The organism is Bradyrhizobium sp. LjRoot220, assembly GCF_964252915.1.
Lineage (GTDB): Bacteria > Pseudomonadota > Alphaproteobacteria > Rhizobiales > Xanthobacteraceae > Bradyrhizobium.
In genome coordinates this window covers 911,074-931,524 of record NZ_CAXUPS020000002.1, presented here as the reverse complement: position 1 = coordinate 931,524, position 20,451 = coordinate 911,074, and the positions used below count along the sequence as shown (strand labels likewise).

The window sequence follows — 20,451 nt, the reverse complement described above, 5'->3', positions numbered from 1 at the left end:
CTTGGCTGGCGACGGCCAGGAGACCCACGACGCAGCCGGAACCTGAGCCGTGTCATGAAAACGTAGTGTAAACGTCATGAACAGGCAATGAATTTGCCGTTGCAACGCAAAGCTTTAGTGAATCCGGTTGGCATTCGCACACGCCGCCGGCCGGCCCGCCGCCAGCCCCGCGCGCGCCCTTGCCAACGGCCAAGGATCGTCGCCGGGCCACCTGATTTTAGCGACTTCTGGGTCAGGTACCGGACAGACAACCGTTTTTGGACGGCGTTATTTTTGGACATGCCGAGGACCAGAGCCGATCCAGAGCTGTTGCCCACCCACCGTCCGCGCTGCCCTGACTGCCAAACGCGGATGCTGACGGTTGCCGTGTTGGCGGGCACGGAAGGATTCGAGCATCGCAGCTACCAATGCCCGAAATGCGCCCACGTCGAAACCAGGATCGAGGCGATCGACCCGCTGGATCCGCATAGCGTGGGCTGGACAGGTGGCAGGCCGGGACAGTTGCAGCAAGCCGCGCCAGGCCCGGTCCCCGATAACCCGACGAAAACCCAGTAATAGCCGAAGCGTTACAACCATGGCCCGACCGATCAAGAACCCCCGCCCCAAGCTCGATCTCGAAACCGAAGCGCTGGCCGCGCTTGAAGCAGCCCGCACCATGGCTCCCGGCCCGGAGCGCACCGAAGCGATGAAGCGCGCCGGCATTCTGCAAAACGCCGTGGACATGCAGGGCGTGCTGTTTGCCAAGCGGGGGCGACCGCCAAAGAGCTGAGCCTCAATCGTATGGAGGAATGCGCATGATCACGGAGCATTTCAATTCCAGGACCGTGGCCAATATGGAAGTCGCGCTGGAGCGGGCCAGCCTGTTACTGAAAAAGAAGCCGGAACTGCACGAGTACCGGCGCTACATCGCCAACAAAATTCTCAAACGCGCCGAGGGTGGCGACACGACGCTTGAAGGTCTTACCGAAGCCGGAAGCATGGCCGCCCGCGAACTTCGGGTTCGCGCCAAACCGGATCGTCATTACCGGAAAACGTCAGCCCGGCTCGACGATCAATAGGATCACGAAAAATATCGAGATGGCGATCACGGCAGTCAACGCCAAGGCGCCGGCGACCCGGATCGCGATTTGAGTCAAGCCCAGATCTTCGTCAAACCGGGGGGCGGACATTAGTCGTCAGCCGCACCACGGCTTCCGATTTCAGCGGGTCGGCAATCGTCTTGGTTTCGATCGCGTTGCACTTCGGGCATTCGAAAGTCCGTTCCTCGGAACCGTCGGGCAGCGGCGCGATACGCGCCAGCATCATCCGGGAGAGGCACCGACCGCAGCGCGGCCGTTCGATCCAAGAAAGCGGGACGTCCGGTGTTCTGGGCATGATCCTTCTCTCATGCATATCTCGCCGCTTGGATCGTGCCGTTCGCGGCGCACAAAAGCATCTTTCAAACATGGAAAGACGCAGGCCCGTAATATCCTGCCGCATCGTTCGCCGAACGGCTTTCGGCGTCTGTCCGATACCCGACATAGTGGGATTATTTTCTTGCTATGTCCGGTAGTTGACGTACCGTCCGGGAATTATCGGGTATCCCGCCAAGGCACCGATAGCTGAGAGTTCTTCGCGCTCCCGCCTGTCACTCAGGAGCGCGCTTCGTGGACAATCAATTGCTCAGCCTTCTCTCGCCGTCCGACTCAAAACTTCTCACGCCTTATTTTAAGCCGGCAAAATTCGAACAGCACCACGTGTTGTTTGAAGCGGACGAACAAATTCGCCACGTCTATTTTCCGACCAGCGCAGTCGTGTCGTTGGTGATCACGCTTTCGACCGGGGAAACCGTCGAAGCGGCGATGGTCGGCAGCGACGGCGTGGTCGGTGCTTCCGCGGCACTCGATGGCAAAGTATCGCTGAGCCGCGGCATCATTCAGCTTGGCGGTGAAATTATCGTGTGCGATATCGACGCCCTTAAATCAACCGCCCTGAAAAGCCCGAATTTGCTCTCTCTGCTCATTCGACACGAACAAACAGTCTACGCGCAGGCGCAGCAATCCGCGGCATGTTTTGCCACGCATCAGGTGGAAGCGCGGTTCTGCCGCTGGTTACTCCGCGCGAGGGACTTATCCGGGAGTGACAACCTGCCGTTCACGCAGGAATATCTGGCGGAAATGCTCGGCGTCCGAAGAACGAGTGTGACCGCGGTTGCCAAGACCTTGCAGGAGGCCGGCCTGATCAAATATGCCCGCGGCAAGATCCAGATCATCGATGCGAAGGCGATGCAGAGGAGCACCTGCGAATGCTATGGCTCGGTCAAGATGCTTTATGAAAAGCTGATCGGACCGATCAAGAAGTAGCCGGCAGCCTGGTGCGTTGCCGACGCCATTCTATTGGTTGCATGGCTTCAGAGTCTTGATGGCGTTTTCCGCCTCGGCCCGCGTTTTATAGATCGTGTCGCTGGCCACCGTGATGTTGGGCGTGTCGGTGCGAAGGGTCTTGTCGACCACCGTGCAGGTCTTGGTTAGCGAGTTCAGCACGATGTAGAATGCAGGTGCGTTTCCCGCAGGCTGGGCGAGAGCGGAAGCGTTCAGAATCAGCACGAACACGGCGGATAACAAGCCTCGCTTCATGGCAGTCTCCGTTAGCCGCTTCCCAGGCGAACGAGGCTCAGGACGAGCACCAGCACGATGGCGCCGACAAGCCCGCCAAAGAAGATCCACCGTCGCAGCGGCGTATTGAGGATCACCTCGGCGCCTCGCGCCTTGTTGGCGGGATAGGGTTCCTTCGGCGGTGGTGCGGGTTGCGCAGGACCTTCTCTGACCACGGGCGTCCTCCCGGTTCAGCATGCAGTCTCCAAATTGATGCAGCAGCGAACGGTGGCGGAACGGCTTGCCGCGTCTGTCAACGCGCGGCGCCATCGTGGGTTCCTGGCACCTTGGGCGGTGTCTTGTGCCCCAGCATCAAGCGAATTTGCCGGGAACTTTGGCAATACCCTCGATAAAGAGATCGAGGATGCCTGCCGCGGTGCCTTCGGCGTCCGCGCCGGCGACACCCCAACGCGGAAAATGGCCATCGATGTTCATCCGGGCGAAGCCATAGACCAGCGCCCGGCCGGCAATCTGCACCCGTTTCAGGTCCGGCGAGCGCAATTGCCCCTCCGCAAACGCCTCCGCCAGCGTGCGTTCGGCAAGATCGATCAGCTCGGCATTGTCCTGCGAGACACCCGCCGCCTTGTCGTGATCAAAAAAGCGGCGGCTGGAAATGATCTCGAAATGGGTCGGGTTCTTCATCGCCCAGCGCAGGTAGGCCAGCCCCAGGCAGCGAAACCGGCCCAAGGGGTCGCCGGCGCCGGCCGGTGCCTCGGCAAGTGCCGCCTCGATCTCGGCCCGGAACCGGCGCTGCGCTTCCTCGGCGACGGCGTTCATCAGGGCGTCGCGACTCGGAAAATGCCGGAACGGCGCCCCCGGCGACACTCCGGCGCGGCGCGCGGCCTCGCGCACACTGACCGCCTCGGGACCGCCCTCGCCGACCAATTGCAGCGCGGCGTCGATCAGGACCCGCCGGAGATCGCCATGGTGATAGGGCTTTGGCGCCGGCACGCGCGCGGTGCGGCGGCGCGGTTTGGCAGGCGGAGCTTTGGCGGACGGAGGTTTGGCTGAAGGACGCATTCTCCCTCCTACCATCACCCTCTTGTGAATGTAAGCATCGATTACACGGATTGACGAAGCGCGGGCCGCAAATGTAACTGGTGATTACATTCATTTGCAGGGGAGCGCGCGATGTCCGGCCGTCAAAACTGGTTCGAAGGCTGGCGGCTGTTCGCCGTGCTGGCGCTGACCCTGCTCGCGCTGTCGGTCTGGATCGCCGGGATGCGGCAATTCGAGGTCGATGGCGTGCGCATGGTGATCCGCTTCACCGCGCGGACCTCGCTGCTGTTCTTCTGTCTCGCCTTCAGCGCCGCGGCGCTGGCGCGGCTCTGGCCCAACGCCTGGACACGATGGCAGCGCCGCAATCGCCGCTATCTCGGCGTGACCTTTGCGGCATCGCACGGCATCCACGCGGTGGCAATCGGCGCGTTCGCAATCATGGATCCGGCGGGTTATGCAGCCGCGACCTCGCTGGCCTCCTATATTTTCGGCGGCATCGGCTATGCCGTCATCATCGCGATGACGGCGACGTCATTCGACCGCACCGCCAGAGCCCTCGGCGCGACCGCCTGGCGCAGGTTGCATCTGATCGGCGGCTATTATTTGCTGCTTCAGTTCACGGTGTCGTTCGGCAAGCGGATCCCGGACATGCCGCTCTACGCGCTGTTCCTGATCCCGCTGGCCGCGGTGTTCGCCCTGCGGATGATCAGCATGGCGGCGGCGCGAACCCCGCGGACGATGGCCGCGGGATGACGGTCAGTCATATCAGAGCAGATGAAACGAGCGGCCCAATCGGCGATGAATGGTGATCACGGCGCGATCGACGTCGCTGATCAGGCTGTCGCCGAGCACCACGTTCGGGATTTCCCAGTTGCGGCCGCCGCGAACGCCCGCCACCGGCTGAAGACCGCTGACACGAGCGGTTTCGCATCCCGGTTGATCGCGAAGCGCCGCGTTGACCAGTTCGGTCAGCTCCACGTTGGTCTTGCCGATTGTTTCCGTCACCGCGTCGCCGTCATGCCTGCGGCGTCAGGCCGAGGCGTTTGGCGATGATCTTGTCGACCGTGCGCCTGGGCAGCAGCGCCGCCACCAATACCTGCACCGGATCGGGCACGATCGAATACCGGACTCTCGGTTTCGGCAGTGTCAGTGCGTCGAATATCTTCTCGGCGATCTTCTCCGCCGGCAATCCGGTCGCGCCGAGCCGCAGCATGTAGGCGCGAACCTTTTGCAGCGACGGGAAAAACGGCGAGTTTCTATAGCCGGAAATATCGACCTCTTCGGCCTTGTTCCAGATCGGCGTCTTCACCGCACCGGGGGCGACGATGATGACGTCGATTCCGAACAGCATCAGTTCGCGGCGCAGGCTCTCCGACAACCCCTCGATCGCGTGCTTGGAGGCCGCATAGGCCGACGTCATCGGCGCGCCATTCTTGCCGGAGACCGAGGAGATCATTACGATGCGGCCCTTCGGCCCCTTGAGCTGCGGATCGGCGCCGAGCAGCGGGCCGAACGCCTGCGTCGCGATCACAGGCCCGATCACATTGACCTCCAACTGGCGGCGGAACTCGTCGGCCGCAAGTTCGAACACCGGACCGGACACCGCAATGCCGGCATTGTTGACGAGCCCGGCCAGCGTTTCGCCGTTCAATTGGCGGCGCACCTCGCGCGCCGCGGCCAGCACCGCCGCCTCGTCGGTGACATCGAACAGCAGCGGCGTGAAGTCAGCACCGAACTCGACCCTGAGGCGGTCGGCGTCGAGCTGCTTGCGCACGCTGCCGAACACGCGAAAGCCACGATCGAGCAACAGTTTCGCGGAAGCCCAGCCGATGCCGGTGGATGCCCCGGTGATCACGACGGTTCTCATGATTATCTCCCCCTCTGCAAGGCGGGGTTGATGTAATCCGGATCGGGAGAAGTGCAATGAGCGGCGGCGGCCGGTATCCCTCGTCGACGGAGGCGCCGCGCCCTCGCCCCGTAATTGCATGGGAGAGATTGAAGAACGCCGCCCAGCAGCCTTAACGAAATTCGTCGTGAAGAAACCCTTAGCGTAGCGCGTCAAGAGCCACTACCCGGCGGCCGGCGAGGCTTGATGGCCTGTTGTCGGAGCGCTTCGCCTTCGAGTTTTTTCCGAAACGGTTTGGAGAGGATAGCAGCCCGGACCAAGTACCGGAGACGGCGCAAATTCAGCGAATGCCGGTGGTTTGACGTCGATATGGCGCAATAGGGCGGCATGCAGCGTCGCATGCTTGGTAAAGCAATCGGCAATGCAAACCGGACAATGTTCGGACCGCTCATGCGGCGAACGCGCAACGATACGTGCGAACTTCCCACGCGCCTGTTTTCAGTGCAGCCGTCCCGCGATTCTACGGAGTTTCGCCTTAACGCTCGCGAAAGACCGCATTCGGCATGGTGCATGCTGAAGTTGAAACAACAAACAGGCTGCCCACGATGGCGCAACAGCCGGCTCACTCCATTATCGCCGAACTCGAAGACGCCGTAAGAGGCGGATCGCCTGCCCGGCGGGTCGAAACCCTGCGTCAGGTCACCGATCTCTTCCTCAATGACGGCGAACGTCTCAGCGAAGACCAGGTCAAGGTTTTTGACGACGTGCTCTGCCTGCTGATCGCACGCGTCGAGACGCGGGCCAGGGCCGAGCTCAGCAAGCGGCTGGCGCCGCTCGACTACGCGCCGTTCGAAGTCATTCAGTATCTCGCATGGGACGACGAAATCTCGGTCGCCGGCGAGGTGCTCACCCATTCCAACCGCCTCAGCGTCGAAGCGCTGGTCGAAATCGCCCGCATCAAGGGGCAGGAGCATCTGCTCGCGATCTCGGCGCGCGACAATCTGCCGGAGGCCGTCACCGACGTGATCGTCGATCGCGGCCAGACCAAGGTCATTCGAAGGCTCGCGAAGAACGCGACCGCACGATTCTCCGAGGCCGGCTATTCCGGCATGGTCACGCATTCCGAAAGCGATGAGGAATTGGTCGAGATCCTCGGCCTGCGCCTCGATCTCCCTATAAAATTCCTGCGCGACCTGCTGCGCCGCGCCAAGGACGCCGTTCGTGCAAGGCTTCTGGCCCTTGCGCCGCCCGCACTGCAGGAAGAGATCCGCCGGGTGATCGAAGACATCGTGCGCGAGGGACCTCCGTCCGGACGCGACTTCCGCGTGGCCGAAGAACTCATCAAGCTGATGATGGAATTGAAGGAGTTGGACGACGCCGCGGTGTATGATTTCGCGGAAGCCAAGAAGTTCGATGAAGTCATGGTCTCACTCGCGGTACTCAACGACGTGCCGTCCGAAATGATGGCGCGCCTGATCGAAGGGCCCCGCGCCGACCTCATCCTGATTCCCTGCCGGTCAGCCCGCCTGAACTGGCCGACGGTCGAGAGCATCCTGCGCAACCGGCCGATGAAGCGCCGCATCGACGACCAAACGCTGGCCATCGCTGAGCGGGACTACAAGAAACTGTCGATGGAGACCGCCCAGCGCACCGTCCGCTTCTGGCAACTTCACAACAGGATCGAGCGATAGATCTCGCTCCTGCACGCGGGCGGCATGACTGTCACGCCGCGCGCACCGTCTCCAGGAATTTGCCGACCTCCCGTTTGAGGCGGCCGCTTTCCGACGAAAGCGACTGCGCCGACGTCAGCATCCGGGATGACGCCGAACCGGTTTCGCTGGCGCCGCGTTGCACGTCGGTGATGTTGGAGGCCACCTGCTGGGTGCCGAGCGCCGCCTGCTGAACGTTACGGGCGACCTCCTGTGTGGCAGCGCCCTGCTCCTCGACCGCGGCGGCAATGGTCGACGAGATTTCCGAGATCCGGCCGATGGTCAAGCCGATCTCCTCGATCGCGTGCACGGAATCCCGCGTCGCGCTCTGGATGTCGCTGATCTGCTTGCGAATCTCTTCGGTCGCTTTCGCCGTTTGCTCAGCCAGCGCCTTGACCTCGGAGGCGACTACCGCAAAGCCACGTCCGGCCTCTCCGGCACGCGCCGCTTCGATGGTTGCGTTGAGGGCCAACAGGTTGGTTTGCCCCGCGACGGTGTTGATCAGTTCGACCACATCGCCGATCCGGTTGGCCGCACTCGACAGGTCATTGACGCGGTCGTGGGTCTTGCGCGCCTGCTCCACTGCCTCGCCTGCAATTTCCGCGGATGCCTGCACCTGCCGGCTGATCTCGTTGACCGAGGAGGCCATCTCTTCGCTCGCGGAGGCCACCGATTGAACATTGGTCGAGGCCTCCTCCGAGGCAGCGGCGACCATGGTCGCAAGTTCCTGCGCCCGCACCGCGGTCGTCGTCACGGTGCCCGCCGACGCCTCAAGCTCCGTCGAGGCAGCCGTCACGGTTTCGATAATCTCACCGACCGTGCCTTCAAACGCGTCGGCAAGCCGGGCCATCTCGGCTGACTTTTCCTGCCGCGCGGTAATTTCGAGCGCCTCGCGCTCGGCCTGCATGGCTTGCACCCGGACGGCATTATCCTTGAACACCAGTAAGGCGCGCGCCATCGAACCCAATTCGTCGCGGCGGTCCGAGCAGGGCACGACAACCGACGTCCCGCCGCCCGCCAGTTCACCCATCGCGTCGGTCATCTGGCCAAGCGAACGAATGATGCGGATCGTCACCATCCAGAGCGTAGCTGCGGCGAGCAGCAGCGAGAAAGCCATCAGCAAGCCATTGAGCACCAGGGTCTGCAAGCTGTTGCGCCGGGCGGCTTCGGCCAGACGCGCGGCTTCCTGGCTGGCCAATGCGCTCAACGCGATCACTTCGTCGATGGCCGCCGTCGACTGGCTGAACCATTCGGCGGAATTGATCGGGTAGTTTCCGCCACCAAGACCCCCGGCGTAGACTGCCTTGCGGGTCTCCTCGAAGCGCTGGAACACCCGTTGGCGGACCCGGCTGGCGCCCGCGGTCACCGGCGGCGCTGCCGAGGTTTTTGCCGCATAGGCCTGGACATAATCCCACGCCGCTTCCACACGGCCCCGGAAGGCGCCGAGTGCGCTGATCTCCTGAGCCTTCATCGGTCGGGCGGCGGCGACCATTGCCGCCACCATGGCGCGCTCGCGGCCGAGATACTCGCTCATGATCCAGACGAAGTGCTTGAGATTTTGCAGGCTCGACAGCCGCGCCTGAATGTTGTCCTCGTCCATCGCCGCGGCCACGCGCAGACTCTGACTCGCCACGATCATCGCGGTGATGGTCGGCGCCCATTGCGACACCACCTGAGACTGACGCGCGCTTGCGGGTTTGGCCATTTCAGCGGCCGCCTGGCGTCGGAGCTCTACCAGTTGCTCGAACACACGTTTCGCGTTCGCGATCAGTTCGTCGCGATTGGCAAAATCCTGCGCCGCCATGCGACCGAGCGCCTGCTCAAACGGCTGGTCCGCCGCCTTGCGAAAATTCCCGATCGCCGCGACTTGCGCCTCCGCTGCGGGATTGGCCGCATTCAATGCCAGGTTGGTCGCTCCGCGCTCGCGGGCCCATTGGCCGGCACTTTCCAGCAACAGATCGGCGACCTCGTTGGCGGATGCGGCGTCCGAAGCTGTGGCGCGCTCGAGGCTGGCATTGCGCAACACGTAACCCGATACGGCGAGGCCGAGCAGGGACAGCAGCGCAACGGCGGCGATGAGAAGATTGCGAATATTCCAAACAGTGACTTGGGCGGCCGGATTCATGGCGAGAGGGCTTTCAATCCAGGACTTCAAATGTCACAAGGACGCCGAGATTGCGAAGCACGGACGCGGAGAGAATCCGCGGAGATCTTGAAGTCTCGTTCGGTCGTCGTCTTAGAAATAATCCTACCCGCTTAATTTCCTGTGAATTACTGGAGACGATGCGATCGTTCGCATTCGCGCGGAAGATGAAAGCAGCAACTACGAATAGCAGTTGCGTTGCATGATCTTCTGTTGCTTGAAAAATTTCGACGAGCGCCAACAAATCAAATTCGGCTGCAGTGATGTTGCAGAGATAGTGACGCGCGCCCGACGCAACCCTTCTTCGACGCGCGTGACGCCGTGCTCACCACCTCAGCCGAGTCCATCACCGCGATGATGGGCACGCTTCACTTTGCCCGCTTGGGATCTGATCATGAAAAAGGGCCGCGCGATGCGCGGCCCAAATTCGTTCTGACCTTGAGAGCTATCAGTTCTTGGTCTTGTCGACCAGCGCGCCCTTCTTGATCCACGGCATCATGTCGCGGAGTTTTTCGCCGACTTCCTCGATCGGGTGGGCGGCGAGCTTGGCGCGGGTGGCCTTGAACGAGGTCTGGTTGACCTTGTTCTCCAGCATCCAGTCGCGGGCGAACTTGCCGGACTGGATGTCGGACAACACGCGCTTCATCTCGGCCTTGGTCTCTGATGTCACGATGCGCGGGCCGGTGACGTATTCGCCGTACTCGGCGGTGTTGGAGATCGAGTAGTTCATGTTGGCGATGCCGCCTTCATAGATCAGGTCGACGATCAGCTTCACTTCGTGCAGGCATTCGAAATACGCCATCTCGGGCGCGTAGCCGGCTTCCACCAGCGTCTCGAAACCACCCTTGATCAGTTCGACCAGGCCGCCGCACAGCACCACCTGCTCGCCGAACAAATCGGTCTCGCATTCTTCCTTGAACGAGGTCTCGATGATGCCGGCACGGCCGCCGCCGATGGCCGAAGCATAGGACAGGCCGAGGTCATGGGCGTTGCCCGAGACGTCCTTGGCGATCGCGATCAGGCAGGGCACGCCGCCGCCGCGCTGATATTCGGAGCGCACGGTGTGGCCGGGGCCCTTCGGCGCGATCATCAGCACGTCGAGATCGGCGCGCGGGTCGAGCAGGTTGAAGTGCACGTTGAGGCCGTGCGCGAACACGAGCGCCGCGCCCTTTTTCATGTTGTCGTGCAGATGCTCGCGGTAGATATCGCCCTGCAATTCGTCGGGGGTGAGCATCATGACGAGGTCGGCCCATTTGGCGGCTTCGGCGACTTCCATCACCTTGAAGCCGGCGCTTTCGGCCTTCTTGGCCGAGGCGGAGCCCTTGCGCAGCGCGATGGCCACGTCCTTGACGCCGGAATCCTTCAGGTTCAGCGCATGGGCATGGCCCTGGCTGCCGTAGCCGACGATGACGACCTTCTTGCCCTTGATCAGGTTCAGGTCGGCATCACGATCGTAATAAACTCGCATAGTCGTTTCCTCATCGGTGGCCAAAACCAGGCCGGTTAATCAGGCATTTGGGTGGGATGGAGCGCCGGTCGCCCGCGAATTTCCGGCGTTGTCTAGAGCATTTTCCGTGTCAAAGGAAACCCGTTTCTGCATGGCGCGGTGCGGCATCATGCGTCCATGAAGACCGGGTAGAGCGAGGCCAATAGCAGCACCGCCATGACGATGTTGAAGGCCCGCACCGCCCTCGGCGAGGTCAGGACCGGCCGCAGCGCGCTGCCGAACAGCGCCCAGGCGGTGCAGGACAGCGCCCCGAGGAGCAGGCTGAGTGCGACCTGGATGGCGATGTTCCAGGGATAGGGTGAGATCGCCGCATAGGCGGTGATGGTGCCGATCACCATGACCCAGCCCTTGGCGTTGACCCATTGGAACATCGCCGCGCCCCAGAACGTCATCGGCCCGCGACGGTTGTCCTGGCCGGCCGAAACCGGCCCCGACATCGCAATCGCGGCGGCGAGATAGATCAAATAGACGACGCCGGCATATTTGAGGATCGTCTGCAGCACCGGATAGGCGATGAAGATAGTGCCGAGCCCAAGCCCGACCGCGCCGACCATGAAGGCAAAGCCGAACGTGATCCCGGCGATGTGCGGAATGGTCGGGCGGAACCCGTAAGTCAGTCCGGAGGAGAGCAGCATGATGTTGTTCGGGCCCGGCGTGAAGAACATCACCGTGGCGAACAGCACGAAGGCTATCAAAAGCGAATGTGACATGGCGACCTCACGCGATCTTTGGCAGAACTGTTTTTGATGAGGAATGCGAACGCTTCGCCAGCAGCATCACGGCGATGCCACCGACCACGGTGATCATGCCGGCGAGCCGCAGCGGCCCAAAAGTTTCGCCGAATACCACACTGGAAGCCGCGGATCCAACGAACGGCACCAGCAGCGCGAACGGCACCACCTGCGCCGCGGGATAATCCCGCAGCAGCCGGCCCCACAGCCAATAGGCGATGCTGGTGGAAATCAAGCCGAGCGCCAGCATACAGACGAAGCCGGTCAGCGACATGTTGGTCAGCGCGTGCCAGGTTGGCTGCGGCCCGTTGCTGACCAGCGTCAGCGCGGACAAGGGAACTGCGGCAACCAGACACAGCCACGCGAACAGATCGAACATCCGCACGTCCTGCGCCTGTCGCAGCAGCAAATTGCCGGCCGCAAAGCTGAGCGGCGAGATCATCAGAACGGCGAACGCGGCGACGCTGAAATCATAACCGACGGTGCCGCAGATCATCAGAAGGCCGAGCGTGGCGACACCGATGCCGACGGCCTGGGTGCGCGACGGCAATTCCGAAAACAGCAGCTCCGCAAAGCCGATCGTGAACAGGGCCTGGCTCTGCACGATCACGCTGGACAGGCCGACCGGCACGCCGTACGCGATGGCAAACGCCTGCGACAGGAACTGGCCGAGGAACAGCGTAAAGCTGATCGCGATCAGCAGCGGCCAGGGCACATCGGGCTTCTTCACGAACAGGCACGGCAGCGCCGCGATCGCAAAGCGCAGCGTCGTCATCAGCTCCGGCGAAAATTCGTTGAGCGCGATCCGGCTTGCGACAAAGGCAAGCCCCCAGATCACCGCTACCAGGACGGCGATGCAGACATCGGCCGGTTTCATTTTTTTCTAGCTCTGTTGGTGGTCCGGCTTCGGTTTGCGCAAAAGATAGGTGCCGTGCAGCGGCGCGTGATAGTCGACCGATTCCAGCGTGAAGCCGACATCGGTCAGCATGCGTTCGATCACCCAGCCGAAGGTCGAGTATTCGTCGCGCATATGGGTGACCACGCTCTCGCGCTCGAAATCGTGGTTCTTGATCGAGAAATCGGCCCACGCCTCGACGTCGCGATCGACGCCGTCGGGCATGCTGACGAAAACGATGTCGCGCAGGTAAAAATTGGCGCCGGGCTTCAGCGCCGCATGGATTCGCGCCAGTGCCACCACCTTCCAGAAATCCGGCAGATGATGCAGCGTGAACTCGCTGACGATCAGATCATAGGAATTCGGCTGGTAGGCGAAGCTCAGCATGCCCGCCGGCTGGGTGCGAACCGCGACCTTGCGGTCGCGGGCCTGGATATTGGCGAGCGCCAGCATCGCCGGCGAAATGTCGATGGCGTCGACTTCGGCGCCCATCAGCGCCGCCTCGACGGCCAGCACGCCGTTGCCGCAGCCGATATCGGCCAGCCGCCAGCCGCGCTGGACACCGAGCATGGTCAGCGCCGCGCGGGCGCGGATGTCGCTGTCGTCATGCCGGTCATAGATCGAGGCGACGGCGGAATCGAGCCCGAGCTGCCGCCTTTGATTGTAATACCAGTCGCGCGCCAGCATGTTCACATCCCTTCGGGCCCGCGCCCGATCGCGGCAACCCCGGTGCGCGACACCTCGACAAGTCCGATCGGGCGCATCAGGTCGATGAATTGATTGATCTTGGTGGAATTGCCGGTGATCTCGAACACAAAGCTCTCGGTGGTGGCGTCGATCACGCGGGCGCGGAACGCGTCGGCGAGCCGCAGCGCCTCGACGCGGTTATCGCCGCCGCCGCGCACCTTCACCATCGCGAGTTCGCGCTCGATCGAGCGGCCGGTCAGCGTCATGTCGACGACGCGGTAGACCGGCACCATGCGGTCGAGCTGGTGCTTGATCTGCTCGATCACCATCGGCGTGCCCGTGGTGACGATGGTGATGCGGGAGAGATGTTTCTGGCTCTCGGTCTCGGAGACGGTGAGGCTCTCGATGTTGTAGCCGCGGCCGGAGAACAGCCCGATCACGCGCGCGAGCACGCCCGGCTCGTTCTGCACCAGCACCGAGAGCGTGTGCGACTCGCTCGGGTCGTGGCGATCTTCGAGAAAGTATGCGGATGCGGGCTGGTTCATTGTCGTCCCCAAATTTCGGCTTACACCAGCGCCGTGGCGGCGGCGGTGACATTTTCGTTGCGGGCGATCCATTTCCAGAACAGATCGAAATCGATATTGCCGCCGGACAGAATCAGCCCGACGCGTTTGCCGCGCAGCTTTGCCTTGTCCTGTAGGGCGGCCGCTAGTGCGGCGGCACCGGCGCCCTCGGCGAGATTGTGGGTGTCTGTCCAATAGGCCCGCACCGCGTCGGCGATTTCGTCGTCGGTCACTTGCACGATGCGCGAGGCGCCCTTGCGGATGATCGCGAGCGCTTCCGGATCGGGGACGCGCGTCGCCATGCCGTCGGCCAGCGTGTTGCTGCTATTGGTCTTCACCACGGTGCCGGCCGCGTACGACAGCGCGTAGGACGGCGCTTCCGTCGATTGCACGCCGACGATTTCCGTCTTTAGCCCGAGCAGGTCGCGCGCCAGGATGCAGCCGCAGATACCGGAGCCCTGCCCGATCGGAACATAGAGAATATCGATGTCCGGCGCGGCGCGCAGCAGTTCAAGCGCATAGGTGGTAACTCCCATCACCAGGTCGCGATGGAAGGACGGCACCAGTTCGAGCCCCTCGCGCTCGGCGTGGCGCTCGCATTCCTCGCGGGCGGACTGAAAATCCTCGCCATGCTCGACGAGATTGGCCCCGAGGGCGCGCATCGACTGGTTCTTTTCGACCGAGTTACCGCGCGGCACGTAGATCGTCACCGGCACGCCGTAACGGCGCGCAGAGAAGGCGAGGCTCTGGCCGTGATTACCGCGCGTCGCCGAGATGATTCCGGGGGTCTGCGGCCGCTCGCGCTGCAGCCGCTCGACATAAACCAGCCCGCCCCGCACCTTGAAGGCGCCGATCGGGGTGTGGTTCTCATGCTTGACGACGACGTCGGCGCCGAGCCGTTGCGCCAGCAGCGGCCACGCATGCGCGGGCGTCGGCGGCATCGCTGCCCCGACGACCTGATGTGCGCGCTCGAGTTGCCCCAGATCAAACATCTTCGTTTCCTGTCAACCTTCCATCTTCTCGTCATCCCCGCGAAAGCGGGGATCCAGTATTCCAGAGACGCCAGAGAATCGCCGAGACGCCGCGGCGTACTGGATCGCCCGGTCAAGCCGGGCGATGACAGCAGAGTTTGTGTCTATCATCCTCACACCAGCGCCTTGCCGCCGGCGAAGGCCGCGGCGGTCGCCTCATCGGTCGCTTCCGCCGGCAACAGCATTTCATTGTGCGCCTTGCCGGACGGGATCATCGGGAAGCAGTTTTCCAGCGCCGCGACGCGGCAGTCGAACAGCACCGGGCGCTTGACCGAGATCATTTCCTTGAGCGCGCCGTCGAGATCGCCGGGCTTGATCGCCTGCAGGCCGACGCAGCCGAACGCGTCCGCGAGCTTGACGAAATCCGGCAGCGCCTCCGAATAGGAATGCGACAGCCGGTTGCCGTGCAGCAGCTGCTGCCACTGCCGGACCATGCCCATGTACTGGTTGTTCAGGATGAAGATCTTGATCGGCAGTTCGAACTGTACCGCCGTCGACATCTCCTGCATCGTCATCTGCACCGAGGCATCGCCCGCGATATCGATCACGAGGCTGTCCGGATGCGCGACCTGGACGCCGAGCGCCGCAGGCAGCCCGTAGCCCATGGTGCCGAGGCCGCCTGACGTCATCCAGCGGTGCGGCTCCTCGAAGCCGAAGAACTGCGCCGCCCACATCTGGTGCTGGCCGACTTCGGTGGTGATGTAGGTGTCGTGGCCGCGCGTCGCCTCGAACAGTCGCTCGATGGCATATTGCGGCAGGATGACCTCGCTGTTCTTCCTGTAGGCGAGCGAGTTGCGCGCGCGCCATACGGCGATCTCCTGCCACCACGCCTTGATATTCGGCTTCCTGGCTTCCGCCTTGAACACCTGCAGCAGGTCGCCGAGCACGTTGGCGCAGTCGCCGATGATCGGCACGTCGACGTGGATGTTCTTGTTGATCGACGACGGGTCGATGTCGATGTGGATCTTCTTCGAGCCCGGCGAGAAAGCGTCGGTTCGGCCGGTAATGCGGTCGTCGAAGCGCGCGCCGACGCACAGCATGACGTCGCAGTCATGCATCGCCATGTTGGATTCGTAGGTGCCGTGCATGCCGAGCATGCCGAGCCAGTTCTTGCCGGTCGCGGGGTAAGCGCCGAGGCCCATCAAGGTCGAGGTGATGGGGAAGCCGGTGACCTCGACCAGCTCGCGCAGCAGTTTCGAGGCTTCAAGCCCCGAGTTGATGACGCCGCCGCCGGAGTAGATCACCGGGCGCTTGGCGCCGGCGAGCAACGCCACGGCCTTGCGGATCTGCGCCGCATCGCCCTTCACCCGCGGCGAGTAGGACACATGCACGTCGGACTTGCGCGGCGGATGATAGGTGCCGGTGGCGAACTGCACGTCCTTTGGCACGTCGACCACGACGGGGCCGGGACGGCCCGTGGTGGCGACGTAGAACGCCTCGTGCAGCACCTTGGCAAGATCGTTGACGTCGCGCACCAGCCAATTGTGCTTGGTGCAGGGACGGGTGATGCCGACGGTGTCGCATTCCTGGAACGCGTCATTGCCGATCAGATGCGTCGGCACCTGCCCGGTGATGCAGACCAGCGGAATCGAATCCATCAGCGCATCGGTCAGCGGCGTCACCATGTTGGTGGCGCCGGGGCCGGACGTCACCAGCACGACGCCCGGTTTGCCGGTCGAGCGTGCATAGCCTTCGGCGGCGTGGCCGGCGCCTTGCTCGTGCCGCACCAGGATGTGCTCGACTTCGCTCTGCTGGAAGATCTCGTCATAGATCGGAAGCACCGCGCCGCCGGGATAGCCGAACAAATGCTGGACGCCATGATCGATGAGCGCGCGCACGATCATCGCGGCGCCGGTCATCTGGTTCGGATCGTGGCTGCTATCGGTCATGGCTTGCTCCGGATGCGCTGTGTTTGCGCGGCTTGGTCGGTTTGGATTTCGGGAAATAAAAAAGGGCCCCAGAGGCCCCCATGCACACCGCCTGAATTTGGATGGCCTCAGCCATCCCGGGCGGTGCGCCAGGGTACGACTACGATAAGGAGTTTGGTAATAATATTACGCATTTGTCGGCTCGGACTTCCCAAAGGTTGCGCGGGTTATACCGTCCAGACCCCGGAAGTCAAGGGAAGGACGCTTTCAGCGCGATTGTGGCAGTGTAACCGGGTTCCGGCCGTTCGGCGAGTGCGAATTTACTGTTCCCTGCCATGCGGGGCCCGCAACCGGGCTACGTCTCCAGCCACCCCCGTGCCGCCTCCGGCGCCACCCACTCAAACTCCGGCAATTGATGCCGAAACCAGGTGAATTGCCGCTTGGCGTAGTGGCGGGTGTCGGCGCGGCCGATTTCGGCGGCCTCATCGCGGGTGATCTCGCCCTTCAGATGCCGGATCAGTGCCGGCACACCATGGGCCTTCATCGCCGGCAGCAGCGGGTCGAGATGCCGTGCCGCGAGCGCCCTCACCTCCTCCAGCGCGCCGGCCGCCAGCATCACATCGAACCGCGCATCGATCCGCGCGTAGAGCTGGTCGCGCTCCGGCGCCAGAAACAGCGCGCTGAATTCGCCTGGCGGCAGCAGCGGCGGCAGGCCTTCGCGGTGCCAGTCGTTCAGCGCGCGGCCGGTGGCCTCGACCACTTCGAGTGCTCGCGCGATGCGGACGCGATCACGCGGCTTCAGGCGTTCCGCCGAGACCGGATCCCGCGTCGCGAGTTCGGCATGCAGCGCCTCGACGCCGTCGCGTTCCAGCCGCGCGCGCACGCCCTCGCGCACTGCGGCCGGAATCGGCGGCACGGCCGACAGCCCGCGCGTCAACGCCTTGAAATACAGCCCGGAACCGCCGACGAAGATTGGCAGACGTTTTGCGGCTTGCGCCTCCGCCAACATGCTGGCGGCATCCGCGACCCAGGCCCCGGCCGAAAAATTCACGGCCGCATCGACATGGCCATAGAGCCGGTGCGGTGCCAGCGCCTCCTCTTCCGGCGTCGGCCGTGCCGTAAGGATGCGCAGATCGCGGTAAACCTGCATGGAATCGGTGTTGATGACGACGCCGCCGGTCTTTTGCGCCAGCGCCAGCGCCAGCGCCGACTTGCCGCTGGCAGTCGGCCCTGCGATAAGCACGGCCTTGCTCCCAAATAGCGAATTCGCCCGCATGTCCTTGGTCGCCACGCTCATCTGCAATCCCGTCGACCCCGCCCTCGACTCCACCATCGTCGACGGTGCGCTGGCCGTTCTGCCCTCGCCCGGCACCGCACAATGGCTGTTCGACGAGGTCGCGGTCGATATTCCTTTTACTGGTAGCGAAGATATCAAGGCGATCGAGGCCCGTCTGCGCGAGGCGCGCGGCGACCTGCCGATCGACATTGTCGTGCAGCCTGTCGCGCTCAGGCGCAAGAAGCTTTTTCTCGCCGACATGGATTCCACCATGATCGGCCAGGAATGCATCGACGAGCTGGCCGATTTCGCCGGACTGAAGGCGCATGTCGCCGCCATCACCGAGCGCGCAATGCGCGGCGAGATCGAGTTCGAGCCGGCGCTGCGCGAGCGCGTCGCATTGCTGAAAGACTTGCCGGTCGGCGTGGTCGATGAGGTCCTGAAGAAGCGCATCACGGCAACGCCGGGCGGCCGCGAACTGGTCATGACCATGCGCGCCAATGGTGCCTACACCTGCCTGATCTCGGGAGGCTTTACGCTGTTCACCAACGCGGTTGCCGCGATGATCGGGTTCCAGGAAAACCGCGCCAACGAATTGAAGGTGTCAGACGGCAAGCTGACCGGCGAGGTGACGGAGCCGATCCTGGGCCGCGCCGCCAAGCTTGCCACGCTGATTGAGCTGCGCGAAACCTTCGATCTCGACGGTATCGACACGCTGGTGACCGGCGATGGCGCCAACGATCTCGGCATGATCGAGGCCGCCGGCCTCGGCGTCGCCTACCACGCCAAGCCGGCCGTGGCGGCGGCCGCAGCGGCCCGGATCGATCACGGCGATCTCACGGCGCTGCTCTATGCGCAGGGCTATCGGCGCGATGAGTTCGTGGGAGCGTAGTCTACGCTACGCGCTACAATGCCCCAGCAGCAAACGTGTTGCAGGCCTGTACTGTGCCCTGCTTGTAGCCGGTCATGAACCATTGCTTGCGCTGCGCCGCGGTGCCATGGGTGAATGAATCGGGCACCACCCTGCCCGTCGTCTGCCGCTGCAGCGTGTCGCCGCCGATCTCCGCGGCCGTGGTCAACGCCGCTTCGATGTCGCCGGGCTCGATCAAGCCAGGGCGTTTGTTTTCCTCGCGGTTGACCCAGACGCCGGACAGGCAATCCGCCTGCAGTTCGACCTTGACCTGCAGCGCGTTGGCCTCCGCCTTGCTGGCCTGCTCCTGCAGCTTCTTCACGCGCGGCAGGATACCGAGCAGGTTCTGAACGTGATGGCCGGCCTGGTGTGCGATGATATAGGCAGCCGCGAATTTGCAGGCATTGCCCGTACAACCGCGAAAGCGCGTCTCGACCTCACGGAAGAAATGCGTGTCGAGATAGATTTGCTTGTCCGCCGGGCAGTAGAACGGCCCCGTCGCCGACTGCACCATGCCGCAGCGTCCGCCATTGGTGGCGTTCCGAAACAGCACGATCCGCGGCCCCGAATAGGACAGCCCGGTCGCTTGAAATATCTCGCCCCAGCGGTCATCGACCTCGCCGACAACGCCGCTAATCAGGCTCCCCATCTCGTCGGGCGGCGCGCCGATTTTCGGTGTGGCCAGAGGCGCCGGCGCGATCGCCGCGACCGCCGGTTCCGGCGGCGCACTGATACTCGGTGTGACCGGAGTTGTAGGCACTATCGCTGTGACCGCCGGTTTCGCCGGCGGAGGAACGGTTGGATTGGCGGGCTTGAGATAAATCTCGTCTTTCGACAGCGAGCCGGAGAAATAAGGCTGCTGCTGACGGTTGGTCGCGCTCATGACGGCGTCGCGCACCCGTCGCAACATGAAAGTGACTTCAACGCCCGGCGCCTCTATTCTTCAACAGAGCTTCGGTGTACGGGCTGTTGCGACCGTTTCCGTCACCGGCCGTCGTGCCCTCCCTCGCCGCATAAGCCACCAGGATATTGTCCTCCGGTTCAACCCGGGCAAATCCGCGCTCCACCGTGCGGGTTCGCACCGAGCGTTGCATGCTGGCCGCAAACGGATTGCTCCGGCACGCGTCGAGCAACACAAAGCCGAGCCGGCTCGCCTTGGAAACTTGCAGCATCAAGGTTTTGAGATTGATGGCTTCGCTCGCTACATCGAGATCGCTGCGCAATTCGGCGTCAACGGGAAGCAGCCAGTTCTCGCCCCCGACTTCGATGCCGTGTCCTGCAAAAAAGATGATGGCGATCTCGGATCCTGTTGTTTCCCGCCCGAATTCGATGAATGCCCGGCGCATGTTGTCGAATGTTGCATCGGTCAATCGGCGAACGGAAAACCCGAGCCGTTCGAGTGAGGCACCCACATCGGACGCATCATTCAGCGGATTCGGAAGCCGCGGCACTCTTTGATAGGCGCCATTCCCGATCACGAGGGCCACCCGGCTGGCCGCAACCGCAAAGGACGTCCCGGCCATCGTGCCCAAAGCGACGATGGCGACCAGCAACCAGAGGCGTGGTTTTTTCAGCATGGGTGGTGTTAGGCCAACCAAAAAATCGACAGCGTAATAATCAATTGCCAATCCGACGGCCTCATCTGGCCACCTA

The 20,451-nt window shown here is 63.2% G+C and carries 24 protein-coding genes; 7 read left to right on the top strand and 17 right to left on the bottom strand.

All coding sequences use genetic code 11. The features are described 5' to 3' along the window. Positions 1-351: 351 nt before the first annotated feature. The 3 genes from ACSQ84_RS13085 to ACSQ84_RS13075 all read left to right on the top strand — a co-directional run bounded on the left by ACSQ84_RS13085 (position 352) and on the right by ACSQ84_RS13075 (position 1,058). Positions 352-555 (top strand): hypothetical protein, encoded by a 204-nt coding sequence (locus ACSQ84_RS13085; protein WP_436212058.1) that lies wholly within the window; start codon positions 352-354, stop codon positions 553-555. A 19-nt stretch (positions 556-574) separates the two neighbouring features. Beyond that, positions 575-769, top strand: coding sequence for a hypothetical protein (locus tag ACSQ84_RS13080; protein ID WP_436212057.1), 195 nt, complete (start codon positions 575-577; stop codon positions 767-769). Positions 770-833: 64 nt separating this feature from the next. Next, on the top strand, positions 834-1,058 hold the full coding sequence (locus tag ACSQ84_RS13075) for a hypothetical protein (protein WP_436212056.1): 225 nt from the start codon (positions 834-836) through the stop codon (positions 1,056-1,058). 91 nt (positions 1,059-1,149) lie between these two features. Here the strand turns inward: ACSQ84_RS13075 and ACSQ84_RS13070 are convergent, their stop codons facing one another. After that, entirely contained in the window at positions 1,150-1,374 is a 225-nt protein-coding gene (locus ACSQ84_RS13070) for a response regulator (protein WP_436212055.1), read from the bottom strand. A 272-nt stretch (positions 1,375-1,646) separates the two neighbouring features. Here ACSQ84_RS13070 and ACSQ84_RS13065 point away from each other — a divergent pair, with 272 nt between their 5' ends. Next, positions 1,647-2,342 carry a Crp/Fnr family transcriptional regulator gene (locus ACSQ84_RS13065; RefSeq protein ID WP_436212054.1) on the top strand — a complete coding sequence of 232 codons (696 nt, stop codon included), beginning with the start codon at positions 1,647-1,649 and terminating at the stop codon, positions 2,340-2,342. A 30-nt stretch (positions 2,343-2,372) separates the two neighbouring features. On the opposite strand, the gene ACSQ84_RS13060 is transcribed toward ACSQ84_RS13065, so the two are convergent. From ACSQ84_RS13060 to ACSQ84_RS13050, 3 genes are all read right to left on the bottom strand, one after another. Continuing rightward, complete coding sequence (locus tag ACSQ84_RS13060; RefSeq protein ID WP_436212053.1) at positions 2,373-2,615, bottom strand: hypothetical protein; 243 nt, start codon at positions 2,613-2,615, stop codon at positions 2,373-2,375. 11 nt (positions 2,616-2,626) lie between these two features. Further along, on the bottom strand, positions 2,627-2,809 hold the full coding sequence (locus ACSQ84_RS13055) for a hypothetical protein (RefSeq protein WP_436212052.1): 183 nt from the start codon (positions 2,807-2,809) through the stop codon (positions 2,627-2,629). A gap of 136 nt (positions 2,810-2,945) precedes the next feature. Beyond that, complete coding sequence (locus tag ACSQ84_RS13050) at positions 2,946-3,653, bottom strand: TetR/AcrR family transcriptional regulator (RefSeq protein ID WP_436212051.1); 708 nt, start codon at positions 3,651-3,653, stop codon at positions 2,946-2,948. Between the two features lie 111 nt (positions 3,654-3,764). Here ACSQ84_RS13050 and ACSQ84_RS13045 point away from each other — a divergent pair, with 111 nt between their 5' ends. Next, complete coding sequence (locus tag ACSQ84_RS13045; RefSeq protein WP_436212050.1) at positions 3,765-4,385, top strand: hypothetical protein; 621 nt, start codon at positions 3,765-3,767, stop codon at positions 4,383-4,385. A 12-nt stretch (positions 4,386-4,397) separates the two neighbouring features. Here the strand turns inward: ACSQ84_RS13045 and ACSQ84_RS13040 are convergent, their stop codons facing one another. After that, the gene (locus ACSQ84_RS13040) at positions 4,398-4,637 is read right to left on the bottom strand and encodes a hypothetical protein (protein ID WP_436212049.1); all 240 of its coding nucleotides are present in this window, start codon (positions 4,635-4,637) and stop codon (positions 4,398-4,400) included. A 10-nt stretch (positions 4,638-4,647) separates the two neighbouring features. Continuing rightward, entirely contained in the window at positions 4,648-5,499 is an 852-nt protein-coding gene (locus ACSQ84_RS13035) for an SDR family oxidoreductase (protein WP_436212048.1), read from the bottom strand. A 584-nt stretch (positions 5,500-6,083) separates the two neighbouring features. Between ACSQ84_RS13035 and ACSQ84_RS13030 the strand changes: the two genes are divergently transcribed. Then, positions 6,084-7,169: a DUF2336 domain-containing protein gene (locus ACSQ84_RS13030; RefSeq protein WP_436212047.1), complete on the top strand. Its 1,086-nt coding sequence runs from the start codon at positions 6,084-6,086 to the stop codon at positions 7,167-7,169. Positions 7,170-7,200: 31 nt separating this feature from the next. Here ACSQ84_RS13030 and ACSQ84_RS13025 read toward each other — a convergent pair whose 3' ends face one another. From ACSQ84_RS13025 to miaA, 9 genes are all read right to left on the bottom strand, one after another. Then, on the bottom strand, positions 7,201-9,312 hold the full coding sequence (locus tag ACSQ84_RS13025) for a methyl-accepting chemotaxis protein (protein ID WP_436212046.1): 2,112 nt from the start codon (positions 9,310-9,312) through the stop codon (positions 7,201-7,203). 466 nt (positions 9,313-9,778) lie between these two features. Next, complete coding sequence (ilvC, locus tag ACSQ84_RS13020; protein WP_436212045.1) at positions 9,779-10,798, bottom strand: ketol-acid reductoisomerase; 1,020 nt, start codon at positions 10,796-10,798, stop codon at positions 9,779-9,781. A gap of 146 nt (positions 10,799-10,944) precedes the next feature. Beyond that, positions 10,945-11,547, bottom strand: a complete 603-nt coding sequence (locus ACSQ84_RS13015; RefSeq protein WP_436212044.1) for a LysE family translocator — start codon at positions 11,545-11,547, stop codon at positions 10,945-10,947. Positions 11,548-11,554: 7 nt separating this feature from the next. Next, positions 11,555-12,445 (bottom strand): EamA family transporter, encoded by an 891-nt coding sequence (locus ACSQ84_RS13010; protein WP_436212043.1) that lies wholly within the window; start codon positions 12,443-12,445, stop codon positions 11,555-11,557. Between the two features lie 6 nt (positions 12,446-12,451). Next, positions 12,452-13,150 carry a class I SAM-dependent methyltransferase gene (locus tag ACSQ84_RS13005; RefSeq protein WP_436212042.1) on the bottom strand — a complete coding sequence of 233 codons (699 nt, stop codon included), beginning with the start codon at positions 13,148-13,150 and terminating at the stop codon, positions 12,452-12,454. A gap of 2 nt (positions 13,151-13,152) precedes the next feature. Continuing rightward, positions 13,153-13,695, bottom strand: coding sequence for an acetolactate synthase small subunit (gene ilvN / locus ACSQ84_RS13000; RefSeq protein WP_436212041.1), 543 nt, complete (start codon positions 13,693-13,695; stop codon positions 13,153-13,155). A 20-nt stretch (positions 13,696-13,715) separates the two neighbouring features. Continuing rightward, positions 13,716-14,705 carry a threonine dehydratase gene (locus ACSQ84_RS12995; RefSeq protein ID WP_436212040.1) on the bottom strand — a complete coding sequence of 330 codons (990 nt, stop codon included), beginning with the start codon at positions 14,703-14,705 and terminating at the stop codon, positions 13,716-13,718. Between the two features lie 152 nt (positions 14,706-14,857). Further along, a complete protein-coding gene (locus ACSQ84_RS12990; protein WP_436212039.1) occupies positions 14,858-16,633 on the bottom strand; it encodes an acetolactate synthase 3 large subunit in 1,776 nt (591 codons plus the stop codon). Positions 16,634-16,967: 334 nt separating this feature from the next. Then, positions 16,968-17,909, bottom strand: coding sequence for a tRNA (adenosine(37)-N6)-dimethylallyltransferase MiaA (miaA, locus tag ACSQ84_RS12985; protein WP_436212038.1), 942 nt, complete (start codon positions 17,907-17,909; stop codon positions 16,968-16,970). On the opposite strand from miaA, the gene serB reads away from it, so the two are divergent. After that, a complete protein-coding gene (serB, locus tag ACSQ84_RS12980) occupies positions 17,887-18,780 on the top strand; it encodes a phosphoserine phosphatase SerB (protein WP_436212037.1) in 894 nt (297 codons plus the stop codon). The genes miaA and serB overlap by 23 nt on opposite strands. 13 nt (positions 18,781-18,793) lie before the next feature. Here serB and ypfJ read toward each other — a convergent pair whose 3' ends face one another. Then, the gene (gene ypfJ, locus ACSQ84_RS12975; protein ID WP_436212036.1) at positions 18,794-19,708 is read right to left on the bottom strand and encodes a KPN_02809 family neutral zinc metallopeptidase; all 915 of its coding nucleotides are present in this window, start codon (positions 19,706-19,708) and stop codon (positions 18,794-18,796) included. 10 nt (positions 19,709-19,718) lie between these two features. Then, entirely contained in the window at positions 19,719-20,426 is a 708-nt protein-coding gene (locus ACSQ84_RS12970; RefSeq protein WP_436212035.1) for a caspase family protein, read from the bottom strand. Between the last annotated feature and the right edge of the window lie 25 nt (positions 20,427-20,451).

Excerpts from the sequence above, each read along its gene's own strand:
- ACSQ84_RS13030 (WP_436212047.1), top strand. The coding sequence starts at position 6,084 with ATGGCGCAACAGCCGGCTCACTCCATTATCGCCGAACTCGAAGACGCC.
- ilvN (WP_436212041.1), bottom strand. The coding sequence starts at position 13,695 with ATGAACCAGCCCGCATCCGCATACTTTCTCGAAGATCGCCACGACCCG.
- ACSQ84_RS12990 (WP_436212039.1), bottom strand. The coding sequence starts at position 16,633 with ATGACCGATAGCAGCCACGATCCGAACCAGATGACCGGCGCCGCGATG.
- ACSQ84_RS13045 (WP_436212050.1), top strand. The coding sequence starts at position 3,765 with ATGTCCGGCCGTCAAAACTGGTTCGAAGGCTGGCGGCTGTTCGCCGTG.
- ACSQ84_RS13025 (WP_436212046.1), bottom strand. The coding sequence starts at position 9,312 with ATGAATCCGGCCGCCCAAGTCACTGTTTGGAATATTCGCAATCTTCTC.
- miaA (WP_436212038.1), bottom strand. The coding sequence starts at position 17,909 with ATGAGCGTGGCGACCAAGGACATGCGGGCGAATTCGCTATTTGGGAGC.
- ACSQ84_RS13015 (WP_436212044.1), bottom strand. The coding sequence starts at position 11,547 with ATGTCACATTCGCTTTTGATAGCCTTCGTGCTGTTCGCCACGGTGATG.
- ypfJ (WP_436212036.1), bottom strand. The coding sequence starts at position 19,708 with ATGTTGCGACGGGTGCGCGACGCCGTCATGAGCGCGACCAACCGTCAG.
- ilvC (WP_436212045.1), bottom strand. The coding sequence starts at position 10,798 with ATGCGAGTTTATTACGATCGTGATGCCGACCTGAACCTGATCAAGGGC.
- ACSQ84_RS12995 (WP_436212040.1), bottom strand. The coding sequence starts at position 14,705 with ATGTTTGATCTGGGGCAACTCGAGCGCGCACATCAGGTCGTCGGGGCA.
- ACSQ84_RS13035 (WP_436212048.1), bottom strand. The coding sequence starts at position 5,499 with ATGAGAACCGTCGTGATCACCGGGGCATCCACCGGCATCGGCTGGGCT.
- ACSQ84_RS13010 (WP_436212043.1), bottom strand. The coding sequence starts at position 12,445 with ATGAAACCGGCCGATGTCTGCATCGCCGTCCTGGTAGCGGTGATCTGG.
- serB (WP_436212037.1), top strand. The coding sequence starts at position 17,887 with ATGTCCTTGGTCGCCACGCTCATCTGCAATCCCGTCGACCCCGCCCTC.
- ACSQ84_RS13075 (WP_436212056.1), top strand. The coding sequence starts at position 834 with ATGGAAGTCGCGCTGGAGCGGGCCAGCCTGTTACTGAAAAAGAAGCCG.
- ACSQ84_RS13005 (WP_436212042.1), bottom strand. The coding sequence starts at position 13,150 with ATGCTGGCGCGCGACTGGTATTACAATCAAAGGCGGCAGCTCGGGCTC.
- ACSQ84_RS13080 (WP_436212057.1), top strand. The coding sequence starts at position 575 with ATGGCCCGACCGATCAAGAACCCCCGCCCCAAGCTCGATCTCGAAACC.
- ACSQ84_RS13070 (WP_436212055.1), bottom strand. The coding sequence starts at position 1,374 with ATGCCCAGAACACCGGACGTCCCGCTTTCTTGGATCGAACGGCCGCGC.
- ACSQ84_RS13085 (WP_436212058.1), top strand. The coding sequence starts at position 352 with ATGCTGACGGTTGCCGTGTTGGCGGGCACGGAAGGATTCGAGCATCGC.
- ACSQ84_RS13050 (WP_436212051.1), bottom strand. The coding sequence starts at position 3,653 with ATGCGTCCTTCAGCCAAACCTCCGTCCGCCAAAGCTCCGCCTGCCAAA.
- ACSQ84_RS13060 (WP_436212053.1), bottom strand. The coding sequence starts at position 2,615 with ATGAAGCGAGGCTTGTTATCCGCCGTGTTCGTGCTGATTCTGAACGCT.